General features: G+C 36.2%; 10 protein-coding genes. 1 reads left to right on the plus strand and 9 read right to left on the minus strand.

Going from position 1 to position 13,051, the window contains the following annotated elements; genetic code table 11:
* Positions 1-5: 5 nt before the first annotated feature.
* The 8 genes from EHC72_RS19305 to EHC72_RS19340 form a co-directional block, all read right to left on the minus strand.
* Positions 6-1,115 (minus strand): fasciclin domain-containing protein, encoded by a 1,110-nt coding sequence (locus EHC72_RS19305; protein ID WP_165585880.1) that lies wholly within the window; start codon positions 1,113-1,115, stop codon positions 6-8.
* Between the two features lie 13 nt (positions 1,116-1,128).
* Positions 1,129-2,364, minus strand: a complete 1,236-nt coding sequence (locus tag EHC72_RS19310; protein ID WP_131539355.1) for a hypothetical protein — start codon at positions 2,362-2,364, stop codon at positions 1,129-1,131.
* On the minus strand, positions 2,364-4,097 hold the full coding sequence (locus tag EHC72_RS19315) for a DUF4397 domain-containing protein (RefSeq protein ID WP_131539356.1): 1,734 nt from the start codon (positions 4,095-4,097) through the stop codon (positions 2,364-2,366). Before EHC72_RS19315 ends, EHC72_RS19310 begins: the two co-directional genes overlap by 1 nt.
* Entirely contained in the window at positions 4,097-7,660 is a 3,564-nt protein-coding gene (locus tag EHC72_RS19320; protein ID WP_246029467.1) for a TonB-dependent receptor domain-containing protein, read from the minus strand. The genes EHC72_RS19315 and EHC72_RS19320 overlap by 1 nt, the downstream gene beginning before the upstream one ends.
* A gap of 168 nt (positions 7,661-7,828) precedes the next feature.
* A complete protein-coding gene (locus EHC72_RS19325) occupies positions 7,829-8,854 on the minus strand; it encodes a FecR family protein (protein WP_131539357.1) in 1,026 nt (341 codons plus the stop codon).
* Positions 8,855-9,042: 188 nt separating this feature from the next.
* The gene (locus tag EHC72_RS19330) at positions 9,043-9,636 is read right to left on the minus strand and encodes an RNA polymerase sigma factor (RefSeq protein WP_131539358.1); all 594 of its coding nucleotides are present in this window, start codon (positions 9,634-9,636) and stop codon (positions 9,043-9,045) included.
* Between the two features lie 129 nt (positions 9,637-9,765).
* Positions 9,766-10,218: an META domain-containing protein gene (locus EHC72_RS19335; RefSeq protein WP_131539359.1), complete on the minus strand. Its 453-nt coding sequence runs from the start codon at positions 10,216-10,218 to the stop codon at positions 9,766-9,768.
* Between the two features lie 111 nt (positions 10,219-10,329).
* On the minus strand, positions 10,330-10,980 hold the full coding sequence (locus EHC72_RS19340) for a DUF1349 domain-containing protein (RefSeq protein ID WP_131539360.1): 651 nt from the start codon (positions 10,978-10,980) through the stop codon (positions 10,330-10,332).
* Between the two features lie 95 nt (positions 10,981-11,075).
* Between EHC72_RS19340 and EHC72_RS19345 the strand changes: the two genes are divergently transcribed.
* Positions 11,076-11,840, plus strand: coding sequence for a response regulator transcription factor (locus EHC72_RS19345; protein ID WP_131539361.1), 765 nt, complete (start codon positions 11,076-11,078; stop codon positions 11,838-11,840).
* Positions 11,841-11,906: 66 nt separating this feature from the next.
* On the opposite strand, the gene EHC72_RS19350 is transcribed toward EHC72_RS19345, so the two are convergent.
* On the minus strand, positions 11,907-13,049 hold the full coding sequence (locus EHC72_RS19350) for an efflux RND transporter periplasmic adaptor subunit (RefSeq protein ID WP_131539362.1): 1,143 nt from the start codon (positions 13,047-13,049) through the stop codon (positions 11,907-11,909).
* Positions 13,050-13,051 lie beyond the last annotated feature (2 nt).

The following is a 13,051-nucleotide window of genomic DNA, read 5'->3' on the forward strand; positions in this document are numbered from 1 at the left end:
ATATATTATTTCTTAATTGCTTGATCTGGGGTAACCAATCCATCAATTAAATGATGAATTACCCCATTACTGCATACATTATCATTTTTGGCTGGTAAATCGCTTGTTACGGTTTTCACAATAACATCGCTAAAAGATGATCCGGTGCGAAGGGTAAGACCATAATAACTTGTGCTAACATTTGCCCTGTAACTCCCAAAATTCATATAGTAATTGCTGTTGTGTAGATAGTAGTTATAAGCCCCATTGGCATTGATAATGGCAAATGCTTCCGAATCTGAAATAAAGAAATGCCTATCATACAAAAGGTAAGCGCCAAAAAGTAAATCGCCGATGTATTTACTTGGATCCATAGCGTTTAAAGATGCTTCGGTAATGCCTACATTTTCTAACGCCGTATTATTCGGTGCAAAAATTGTAAATTGTGCATTTGTATTGAGCTGATCCCATAGGTTAAACTTTTTTAAGCCTTTTACAAAAACGCTGTAATCTGCATGTTCAGCTAACCATTGCTGCGTAGTTTTTTTAAAATTAGGCTTCATTACCCCATATAAAAGGTGTAAAATGCCATTGGCTAAAACCACATCCTTACGGTTAACTTTTATACCACTAAAATAAAGGTCGTTTTCAGGATTTGGATTATTGGGATAGTTTGATGCTAGTGTAGCATAAAGTTCAGTTCCTTCTAAAGTAGCATAACGCACATCAACACCGTTATTTGGAATATCGCTTAACCTTAATTTGCGGGGCAAAACATGGTAACCAATTACTTTTCTAAGGCTATCTACATTCATTTTATCGAAATCTGCTGCATTAAAAATGCCCAGTGCATTAAAAGCCGCATCTGATGGGGCTAGAATGGTAAAAGGGCCTTCGCCATTTAATTTATCTACATAACCCACCTTTTTAAGTGCTGCATAAAATAAATTCATTTCATAATTATTCTTTATGAAATCACTTGCCGGGCGGAGGTTCTCATTGGGTAAGGGCACCGATAAGTCATCGTGCTTACAACCAGCAAAAAACAGAAATTGTAAAGCCATTGCCCATACAAAAAGTGCCCTACCCTTTAGCAAAACTGTATTGTTATGATTGAAATTGTTTAGTTTTTTCATTGAAATCATGTTTTTAGTAAATGGGCGGTGCATATTTTCTTTGAATGGTTGTTAAGTAAACTTTGCCATTTACCACTTCTATAGTATTTACCGTGGCAAAAGTTTTAGGATTATTTACTCCGGAGTGAATATTTACCAGCAGATTGGGCAATATTGCCGCATTATCATTGTCGGTCATCCTTATTTTACCATTAAGCAGGCAGTTAACTGATACCCAATTACCACCATTATCAACCGAGGCTATATAAAATGGGTTGTTGGTGATATCCATTCCTGGCACAAAAAAATCAAACCTTTGCCAAATGTTTGTCGTAATGCCATTTGCCTTTTTACTTGCCCAAATAGGGAAACTTACGTACGGACTTACATCTCCCGTTGCTGTATTTAGCTTTACATTGGCTAAATACTTACCTTTAAAACCGGGTATGGTTGCACCACTCGGACTTAAAATGCCTTGATCTTCATAAAGTGATAGAAAAATGTTCATATCATCTTTCATTCCTCCCTGAAAACTTGCCATTAAAAAATTATCTGCTTTTAGTGATTTATCCGCTTCCCAATAACCCTTGGCACTCATATTGTAAAAATTCACATAAGTCAATGAATCTGATAATGATAGCTTTTGAAAATTTTCCTGACGCAATAACATACCAGTTCTTTTGGTTACAAAATCTTTTTGCAACAGGTGTAATGTATAAACCTCTTTACTGGTTAAATTAATGGTAGTATCTATCATAATATCTTTCTTCAATTGAGGCTCTAATTGAAAAAACGATACGGTGTTTTTAGGTCGGTAAAGAAACATAATGCGCACCTTGCCAGAGGGTACTTGTGCCCAGCTACTTAAATCGAAACCGTTTAAAATTGGTCCAACCAAAACATTTTGCTTACCAGGATATTCGGGATTATTAACCGATGTACTGTTACCAATGTGTGATGGATAAGGCGGGGCATAATCATCACGCTGATCTAAAAAATCGCCTACAATTTCTGCGCTTGTTGGTATGCCATTTCCATCAATTACCGGATTAATCAGCATACAAAAAAACGGCACTTTATTATCTTTACTACCTAATGTTTGCACATAATTAAGGTTATTGAACACTCGCAAATAAGCCGGATCATCTATTTTGCTGTACTCTACCTTAACGCAGCCTGCATTAAGCAGGATAAAGCTTATTGCAAAAAGCCAAGCCAATTGCTCAAATCCAGTTTTTATATTTCTATTATTTAATCTCTCGTTTTTCATTATTTATTATGTTTTATAATGATCATTCTAGCCTTGTTTGCTGGGGTACTACCCTCGCCTGATTGCCCGATTAAACCCACCGTGTAAATGCCGGGTTCTTGTACAGGTAATGGTCTGCCTACTTTTTGATAAAGGGATTTATCGGCAATAAAAGCATCGTTTTTTAACACATCAATATCGCTGGCCCATATGCCTGGTACCACATTAGGTTTGGATCTGTAAGCCATAATTTCAAATACTTTTTGTGTGTAAAGGTTGCTTATATAAGGGCGCTCATATAGTGGCAAGCCTGGTTGAAGGTTTACACCGGCATTCGGATTATCGTTAGTATCTGAAGAGGATTGCCCGTTACTTTGCGTAAAAGTGATATATGGATTCCCGATTGAAAGATTTAAAAACCTTTTAAAGAAAAAGTAACGGTATTGGTTGCGGCTATATGTTGCGTCATCATCTGCTCCAAGATAAGTTGTACCGCTTAAATCGTTGGCTACAAGCAGCAATTTTGCGGCACCAGCCTGATCTGCATACAGCCATGCTGTATAGTTTTGTGCCGGGCGAAGAACCTGATTTGCACTTGCAATAACTTTGCCCGAAGCATCTACAGCTTCAACGGTGTGGTTTCCTTGAATAAGGTTTGAGTAGGCACCGGCGGTACCAAAACTTAGGTTGCTGGCTATTGTTTTACCATCTACCTTAAAACTTATATTTTGAGCATTAAACCCATTAACACCCTGTACCCTAAAATAAGTGTTATTTGCTGCTGGGCTATTGTCGGCAATTACCTGAAACGAGTTTTGATAAGTAACTGATGTTTCACCAATATCATTAATGGGATAATTAAATTTTTGCGGGGCAACTAAAATGGTATAAATACCGCCTGGCTGATAAGTTTGAATGGGCGCATAGGTTAATCCTGTGGTATTCATCAAATCAATTGGAATAGTAGAAGTTGGTGGATCTATTAATGTAACTCCATCAAAACCATTACTTAAAGCAGAAATTTGCCTTCCATCTGTTGTTAACACTTTAAACTGATAGGTACCGTAAGGAAGTTCTATATATTCTGATGCTTTATTTACCTGGCTAATGTTATTCGTTTTAGCATCAACTAAAGTACCATCTGCATAGGCTAATGATACATTTCCGCTCACATCTTCCTGCCTGCCGCTACCACTATTAGCTGGGTTTTTAATTACTCCAGAAAGGTTTACTATTCTAATTTTAAAATGATCTGGTTTTGATGGTGCAGTAACGCTCCTTGTAATTGGAACCACATCTTGTTGACCATCCATTATAAAAGCGGGTACCAAAAAGTAATCAGTCGGGTTGTTATAGTCGTTTTTTGCATCAAGTTTTAAGGCACCTATCCCAGTGGGCGCATAACTTCTGACCATAAAATCCAGTTTTACTATTTCCTGCGCATTAAACAAATCTTGAGGTACAAACCATGTTGCACCTAATTGTCCGTTTTGCGGGAAGTATGATGTTCCTGGATATTGCTTACTATTGGATGCATTTGGAGTTCTTACAATAAAATTGGTTAAACTATCGCCATTAGCAATAACCTGATTATAGCCTGTAACATTAACAATCCTTACGGTAGAGTTAATTCTATTTTGGGTTATTATCCGATTATCTGATTCAAAATCAACCTTATCCTTTTTACAGGCCTGAAACAGTAGCATAATACTGAAGCATAGCAGGCTGAAGAGTTTATAATTTATCTTATTCATTATTTAAATAGATTATAGGTAAAGCCCAACATAATTTCGGCGCCACGGGTATAACTTCTGTTAATGTATTCGTTACCGTACCATTTACCGCCTGTTTGCGGGTTGGCATAAACAGTTTTAATATTTGGGTTAAGAATGTTTTTAGCGTAGCCTTTAAATTTTACATTTTTAGTAAGGCGTTGGCTAAATACAAAATCTAAAACTGGCACCGGACGGGTGTATAAATCAGGCTCTCCTGTTAGGTTAATTTGTACCAAACGCTCGCCAACTACATTAAAGGTTAAGGTAAAATCTGATCCTGATTTTGGATTTTCATAGTTTAACCAAGCATTTATAGAGTATGGTGCCTGCTCAAAAAGCGGACTATTTTTTGGTGTGTAACGATCAAGAGAGCGAATGGCTTCATAGCGTTCTGGTGTTTTTTTAATATCACTTTGCGCCAATAATAAGTTAGAGCCGAAGTAGAAATTCTTCAAGGGATCCCAAATGTTACCCAAACTTTTTACTACTTCTATTTCAATACCCCAAACTCTACCTACGTTAGGGTCGTTTTGAAACTGGATAGTTGGAAACTCAGGATAGGTTGCCGCTAAACCTGCGGTTTGCAAACTAAAAACCTTAACCAATTGGTTTTCTATACGTTTTCCAAATGCCGATAAAGCTAATACCTCTCCTTTTTCTGGAAACCATTCCCAGCGGAAATCCAGGTTTTGAGTAAACTGATTTTTAAGATTTGGATTACCAACTACAAGCCCCATTTGAAAGGCATCAAACTCAAAAACATTGGTTATTTCCCTTAGTTCTGGTCGGGCTAATGTAGTGTTGTAAGCACCACGGAAATTCATATTTTCGTTTAACGTATAAGTTGCGTTAACAGAGTAAAATGGTTTATAACCCGTTTTATACACCGAGTTTGGGTTAATAGGATTAAGCGGAATTTTACTTCCGTTTGCACCACCCGCAGTAAGCGAAGGATCTAAAAATACGCCTGCTGTATCAACTGATGAACCAATATTGGTCATTTCGAAGCGTACACCACCTGCAATACGTAGTTTTTCTGTTAACTTTAAATCTACCATTCCATAAAAGGCATTGGTTTCAAAATAACCAGTATAATTGTTTGGCGATTTTTGACTGTTGTATAAGAAGCCACCTATCGGCATCATACCTTCTCCCTGGTTGCCCGTAGGAAGTTTAACACCAATAAATTCGTTACCTACCAAGCGATTTAGGTTACCTTCGGCACCATAAAGTGGTAAAGATTTGTTGCTTGTAAAGTTAGATCCTGGTAAGAAAAGTTGATTTTCATTAAAAGTTCTATCCCTAAACAAATAATTTACTCCGGTTTTAAACTCCTGTTTTTGTCCTAAAAGCTTAAAAGGAATGGTTAAATCACCTTTGTAATTATAATTTTTCTCATCAAGATTTCGCCATCTTCTTCCATTGGGTTCTGCCTGAATAATGCCGTAAGGACCAAAACCATTTACATAACCAGAAGTTAAGGCATAAAGGTGTTTGCTATAAACCGTGGCTGGTGCACTATTGCCTGATCCTACGGTGTAATAACCGCCACCACGTGGGGTATAATCTGCAAGACTGGCGAAACGGAAATCGGGATCATTTTGCTTTGATCTTGAACTGGCTATGTTATAACTTAAACGTGGTGACAATTCTTTATCAAAAAACTTGTGCTCTCCCTGTAAGTTAAAGGTATTTAAGTTTCTAAAGGTTTGTTTAAGCGAGTAAGTTGTTGTTTTTACTTCACCAGGTAAGCCCGTATATTCGTATCTACCAGATAGATTGGTAGCCTTAGTTTCGCCACCCCAGCTGCCCAAATACTGCATACTAATTTCGTTACGGCGATTAAAGCGGTAAGTAACTCCCACCAAAGTTCCATAGTTTAAAGTTTCTACACCGGTGTTTTCTTTATAGGTTTGGTATTTACCCATAAATAAACTGTTTGGTGTAATGTAATTTGGAATATTACGCGGACTATAAACATCTGGATTTCCGGTTACTACACCTTGATAAATACTGTATTGAGTTAAATCGCCACCGCTTATATCGGTAATGCGACGATAATAGTTACCGCCTAGTATTAAACCAAGTTTATGCTTTTTAAAAACATTAAAGCTGTTGCCATAAGTAGCAGAATAAAGCTGATTTAACGGTGCTTTTTTGTATTGGGTTGTCATTACAGGATCAAAAGATTGCATAATGTTATTTATGCGTTTTACCTCTTGATAAGCCGTAGGACTATAATTGCTGTTGGCAATCATGCTTTGAATAGACCCTAAACCATTAGGATATTGCTTAGAAAGGTTTTTAAAATCTTCACTCAGGTTTTTCTGATTGATTTTATTGCCAAAAGCCCCCATATCACTGTTCCAGAAACTATTATATTGTCCGCCGATGCCAACATTAGAGTTTATTCCAGATTGAGCAATAATTTCAAAGGTTTCTTTTTCTGGTACCGATTTAGTTTTAAGCTCTACAATACCAGCGGCAGCATCGGCAGGTTTATCCGGAGTTACCGTTTTATAAATGGTAATATTATCCAATAAGGATGCTGGCACTAAATCTAAAGGAATGGTACTACGATCAGGATCAGAAGAAGCTAAACGTACACCATTTAACTGGCCAATAACACTCCTATCTCCTAAACCGCGGATGGCTACATATTTATCATCGGTTACGGTTACGCCCGAAACACGTTGTAAGGCTTGTGTAGTTGTAATGCTTCCGGTACGTTCTATTAACTGGGCAGAAATTGCGTCTTGTACAATCGCAGATTTTTTACGCTCATCCAACACGGCAATTTCAGTATTCCCTTTTCTACGTGCTTGCACCATTACCTCATTTAACTGAGTGGATGAGGCTTTTAAAGCGATACTTAGCTCCTTTGTGTTCGCATCTACTTTAATTTCGCGGGTAATATAACCCATATAAGAAACAACAAGTGTAGCGCCACCTTCTGGCACGGTAATGCGAAACTTTCCATTTACATCTGTTGATGCCGCACCTGCACCACCCTTAACTTTTATACTTACACCAATAAGTGTTTCCTTATTTTTCTCATCGAAAACAATACCTGTAATTAAAATCGGTACAGGTTTGCGGGTAATAACCACATAACCTTCTACCACGCTATATTTTAGGTTTGTATTGGCTAGTATATTGTTTAGTGCCTCGGCAACGGTAATGTTTTCTGTATTGAGGTTTACCTTTTTGCTTACTTTGCTCAACAGGCTTACGGCTACGTTAATTTGTATATTACTCTGCTTTTCTACCGTAGCCAAACTATTTTCTATAGTTGCAGCTTCAAGCTTTAGTTTAATTTTCTGATTAAGATCCTGACCTGATACGCTACTGGCAAAAAGTACACCTAAGCCGGTAAGGTTTACAAGGATCACTAGAAAAGAGCATTTCATAAAGAAATAAATTTTATCTGCTAGCAGATTGTTATCAGCCATCTGCCTCAGTTTCTTTTTAGCATGGTTTACAACACTTTGAAGTTGCTTTACATATTGAAAAGAAACATGCAGATGTAATACTTTTTGCATATTTTTGATTCGTTATGATTTTTCGCCCTCGGGCGGATATCTATTAATACTTTATCGTGGATTGACGGGTCTTCGAAAACAGCCAGTCCGCTGATGATTTACGCGTCCTCCTTTAAAGGGGGACGTTTTTTGTTTGAGTCTAAATATTTACATCCAATTCCTTTCTTACTAAAAAATGGTCACCTTATTTTCATTAATTTGATATTTGAAATTGCCTGCTATACTGAGTATTTTAATTAGTTTACTCAAAGGCACATCGGTTGTTAAATTAACCCTGATTTGTTTTTCGGCAATAGAATGACTGTTAATTTTAATCTCCACATTGTACCATCTTTCTAAAATGGAAGCAATATCTGCCAGTTTAGTTTTTCTGAAAACCAGCTTACCATTTTTCCAATCTTTAACATCACTTATAGAAACATTTTTTAGCTCCTTACTTTTAAGCTTTTCATTCCAGGTAACGGCTTCACCGGGTAAAAGCACGGCTATAGATTCTAGTTTTTTATTTACTTCTCTATCTACTCTTACCTTACCTGTGCTTACCAATACACTTACAGGCTTATTTGCAAAGGCATCAACCTTAAATGAGGTACCTAAAACCTTGGTTACAATATTCGAGGTATGAATAATAAAAGGCTTCTTGGGGTTTTTAGTTACCTCGAAAAACGCTTCTCCAACCAAATTAATTTCACGTATTTTGGCATTAAAGCGGGTGGGAAAAGTAAGCTTACTCCCTGCACCAAGATATACTATTGATTGATCGGGAAGTGTAATTTTAGAACGCTTGCCATTTGGATTTTCAAAATGCTCATAAGTAATCGCAACCTCTACAGGTTTTTGATTTAAGCGAGCCAGCATAAAAAATGAAATTGAACCAAATACAACCAATATAGCTGCTGCATAAGATAAGTATCGCCTAATATCGTGGGCTCTTAATTTTTGCTGCACAGGAAGCGGATCAGTATTTTCTGATGATAAATGGTTTTTAAACCTTAACAAAGCAGCATCTGCATCAGGTTCATCATCGGGTAGGTTTTTAGTAGTAACTGAAGAAAGCTCATCCATCACCTCATCAAAAAGTGAAGATAAATCATACTCAGACATTAACCTTTTAAGCTCAGCAGTTTCACTGGCCGTACTAATTCCGTTAATGTATTTTCTGATTAGTGCTTTTTTTTCTTCTTTGTAATCCATTGATGTTGTTCTTCAATAGACATAACACCATCTTTTTAATAGACCACCTATGGAAATGAAAAAAATATTAGAATTTATTAATAACCGTTTGCCAGGTTGGAAATTGAGGGTTGTTGGTCATTAATAAATCTCGCAGGTTTTTAAAACCTGCGGAGGTTTGAAAAGACTATTTAATTGAGCTAAGAGGCTTAAAATAGTGTTAATATAATAATCAGAAGGGTAAAATCTGCATGCTCCTTAATGTGCTGTCGGAAGAACCCCAAAGCGGCAACCATATAATTTTCTACCGTATTGATAGAAAGATTCATATCCTTTGCTATTTCTGCATAGGTTTTATTTTCTTCCCTGCTCATTTGATAAACCTTACGGCGGGCAGGACTTAATTCACCAAGTTTTTGATGATATATTTTTTCCAGTTCCGAATAAATAATAGCATCATCTGTTGGTCGTGATTGTACTGCATTAATTTCAATTTCTTCATCTAAAGAAACCGTTGCCAATATTTTTTTACGGTAATGGTTATATAGGGCATTTTTAACCGAGCGGTATAAATAAGCCTTTAAATTTAAATCGATTTGAATATCGCCCTGCTTTTTCCATAAACCTAGCATAACATCCATGGTAAGCTCTTCGGCAATACAAGTACCTCTTACATTTTTAAGGGCATATTTATACAGTTCGGCATAATATCTTTTAAAAAGAATATCATAAGCGGCTGCATCGCCATTTTTATACCTTTTTAATAAATCAGTGTCCTGTAAATCTTTTATTTCTTTAAACATGCGGGATGAAGAGAAACTCTTTACCGCAAATTTAATGGCTTAAATACCGCTGTACGTTAAGGCAATATTAAGTTATAACTTGTTTTATTAAGTTTTCATTAAGTTAAAAATCAACAGAATAATGTTAATCTACTTTATGGCTTTAAAACGAGCTAAAGGTGCCATTCTAGCTTTATTTAAGGATAAATTATCGCCACTAATGGTATAGTTATCAGCAGTAATTAATGCTTTGCTAAGTCCGTTTTCTATCTCCATGTTTTCGCAAGCCATCATGGTTGACATGCCCTGAGAGAATTTTATTCTTCCGTTATCTTGAAATGTAAAATTACCTCCTATTCCATTACAGCCACCAGATGCAGAATAACGGTTATCGCTTTTTTGAAGCATTAAGAATGGTTCCTTACCATTTACTTTATCTGCTACGGGTTTGCCATTAAGCTCTACCAATTTCCATTTACGATCTGTAATTACATTGGTTTGCGGAGGGTTTTGATCTCCCGGAGTGGGCGATTTTTTAAAGATGCTACATGCTCCAAAGGATAACATGCACAAAACAAGAGTTAGGTAATGAGTAGTTTTCATATTAGGTAAAATTAAATTGAACTAACACAATTTAATAAAATTCTAATCAAAAACATATTCTTCCTTAAACAGGTAGTTTTTCCCAGGGTAAAAGCCCTGGGAAGGAGATTGTTAATTTGCGTTCTTTTTTAACCATTCCAATCTACGCTGATCGGGTAATTGCTTTACTTCAAAGTTTTCAAACTTAGCGTTAAATCCATTTCCATCTGGACTGGCTGCCATAAAGCCAACCATTACAGGTCTGTTATCTTGCAGGTAAGCGTTGCGCATCAGGATATAGTTTTTATCATCATAAGAATAAAATATTTCCACGGCATCCAATCTACGTACGGCTTTTATCCATACAAAATCTGGCACTTTATCTATAGTAATTACGCTCCAATCGCTGGTTTTATGAGTTACTACGGTACTTAAATTATATTTACCATCCACAAATTCAATTCCGGCCTTGATATAATTTTCGTGATCTGTACGCAGCATTAAGCCCATTTGATCGAAGCGTGCTTTATAATTTCCGGTAATCTTAACTTTTACTTCAAACTCACCACCGTAAGTACTGTAATAAAATGGAGCATCATCAACGGTAAATCCATAATGAGAAATTCTCCAGTAATCACTTTGTGGTGTTACCTGCATGGTTAGGGCATTATTTTTAATTTCCCATTTTTTAGGTTCGTTAAACCATTGCATTTTCTCCAGTGTTTGGGCAAAGCCCGTTTGTACCGTTATGAAAGCAACGATGCTCAAAATAATTTTTTTCATTTGTTGTTTTGTGTTAATAACCATATGTTAGTTTTAGTTTACAAATGTAAAACCCCATTGGCTGCCCTCCAATACTGATTAATAACCATATTAAAATGAATATTGTTAATACCCTGAATGAAAAACTATTAAAACAACCCTTCGCCGAGGATCATAATAAACTGGTAAGTATACCGCATTACCAACATATGGCAGCTATGTACGCCAGGATAGAGAATGCTATTGCTGTACTGAGTGATATGAGAGCCAATAAAAGTTATATTTATAATGGCAGAGTAGCAAGAGAACTGGGTTTTGAAGAAAGGTATGCATCTGAGGAGATTAACTCAATTTGGGAGGATGATATTTTTAGTAAAATCCACCCGGATGATCTAATTGATAAACACTTGCTGGAACTAAAGTTTTTTAATATGCTTAAAGGTTTGCCGCTTATTGAAAGATCAGATTACCAGGTTAAAAGTAAAATTAGAATGCTTAATAAAGTTGGTAAGTATATTATTATTGAGCATCGTATGTTTTACATAAGCAGCGCAGAGGATGGTAGCTTATGGTTAGCGCTTTGTTTGTACAATCTTTCTTATAGTGAGGCTACCGAAGATGCACTAAACGGTGTGATTTTAAATTCTGCAACTGGAGTATCTATTAAGCCCGATCAAAAAGATTATAGCAAGCTATTATCAACCCGAGAAAAGGAAATATTACAACTGATAAGAAAGGGAAAAATGAGTAAGGAGGTTGCTGATGTATTATCTATTAGCATTAACACGGTAAACAGGCACCGTCAAAATATTTTAGAAAAACTTAGGGTAAGCAATTCTTTTGAGGCTTGTAGAATTGCCGAAAGAATGGATTTGATTTAATGGAAGCACGTTCAATTTACTGGGGCAAATTGAACGTGCTTAATTTTATTTTAGATAAAAAATTGACTATCCTTCTTCTCCACTATTTTTCATTTTCATTAAAATGGAGTAAGCATTTTTGGTTACAATATTTGCGGGTTTAGCTTTAGTTTTAATTTCTGTAAAGCCATCTAAATTTGCTCCTGTTTCTACAGGAATCATTTTATACCGATTGTTTCCTAGATCTTCAAATACATAATTTTTATTTTCCCATTTTACAATTGCATCTTCTGGGGCGGCCTCAACCATTGCATTTGAAACTGAAATTGCCGCATTTAAAAATGTTCCTGGTAATAGCTTACTATCTGCATTTTCTATATCACAATGCACACTCGTTGTTCTATCACCCTCTATATTCGGAGTTATCAAATGTACTTTAGCTATATATTTTTTATCAGGATTGGCAGTTGTTGTACAAATAATCTCCTGCCCTACTTTTAAGTTTGCGGCATCACGCTCAAATACAGTAAGACTTGCATGCAAAGCCCCCGGACTAATTAACTCAAAAAGCACATCAGCCGCATTTACATATTTACCTGCATTAATGTTAACCTTGGTAACATAGCCACTAATAGGTGCATAAACCTTAATGTTTCTGGTTATATTATCTTCAGTTAAGTTTGAAGGATTAATGCCAATCAATCTTAATTTTTCTGCCAAGGCTTTTACTAAAACCTTCTGGTTATTAAATTCACTTTCTGTTTGCTGAAAAATTTTATCACTCGTTGCTTTTGTTTGGTTTAACCCTTTCTGTCTGATATAATCTGCTGAAGCAAACTTAAGCTTGTTTTTTGAGGTCAGGTAATCTTGTTGCAATTGAATGTATTGCTGATCTTCTACCGTTGCAAGCACCGCTCCTCTTTTAACCAACATACCAGGAATAAGATTCATTTGTTTAATATATCCGCCCATGGGTACACTTACCGAATAGGTATTTTCTGGTGGTACATCTACCACTCCATTTACATTAATGGTATTGTGCATGCCCTTCAATTCTAACTTGCCTGATTGGATACCTGCATTTTTAACCTGTTCTGCACTGAGTTGTACTTCATCTGCATTAACTTTTATGGGCTGTGTCGTAGTAACTGTTTTTTCATTTTTATCTGGATTACCGCATGCCATTAAAACGGCTATAAAAACAATTCCGACTTTTAATTTATGTTTCATTT

The sequence above is a fragment of the Pedobacter nototheniae genome (genome assembly GCF_004335085.1).
GTDB classification, from domain to species: domain Bacteria; phylum Bacteroidota; class Bacteroidia; order Sphingobacteriales; family Sphingobacteriaceae; genus Pedobacter; species Pedobacter nototheniae.

What these genes read in the sequence shown, in the direction of transcription:
- EHC72_RS19340 (WP_131539360.1), bottom strand. Translation starts at nt 10,980, where the DNA reads ATGAAAAAAATTATTTTGAGCATCGTTGCTTTCATAACGGTACAAACG.
- EHC72_RS19345 (WP_131539361.1), top strand. Translation starts at nt 11,076, where the DNA reads ATGAATATTGTTAATACCCTGAATGAAAAACTATTAAAACAACCCTTC.
- EHC72_RS19315 (WP_131539356.1), bottom strand. Translation starts at nt 4,097, where the DNA reads ATGAATAAGATAAATTATAAACTCTTCAGCCTGCTATGCTTCAGTATT.
- EHC72_RS19310 (WP_131539355.1), bottom strand. Translation starts at nt 2,364, where the DNA reads ATGAAAAACGAGAGATTAAATAATAGAAATATAAAAACTGGATTTGAG.
- EHC72_RS19335 (WP_131539359.1), bottom strand. Translation starts at nt 10,218, where the DNA reads ATGAAAACTACTCATTACCTAACTCTTGTTTTGTGCATGTTATCCTTT.
- EHC72_RS19330 (WP_131539358.1), bottom strand. Translation starts at nt 9,636, where the DNA reads ATGTTTAAAGAAATAAAAGATTTACAGGACACTGATTTATTAAAAAGG.
- EHC72_RS19305 (WP_165585880.1), bottom strand. Translation starts at nt 1,115, where the DNA reads ATGAAAAAACTAAACAATTTCAATCATAACAATACAGTTTTGCTAAAG.
- EHC72_RS19350 (WP_131539362.1), bottom strand. Translation starts at nt 13,049, where the DNA reads ATGAAACATAAATTAAAAGTCGGAATTGTTTTTATAGCCGTTTTAATG.
- EHC72_RS19325 (WP_131539357.1), bottom strand. Translation starts at nt 8,854, where the DNA reads ATGGATTACAAAGAAGAAAAAAAAGCACTAATCAGAAAATACATTAAC.
- EHC72_RS19320 (WP_246029467.1), bottom strand. Translation starts at nt 7,660, where the DNA reads ATGCAAAAAGTATTACATCTGCATGTTTCTTTTCAATATGTAAAGCAA.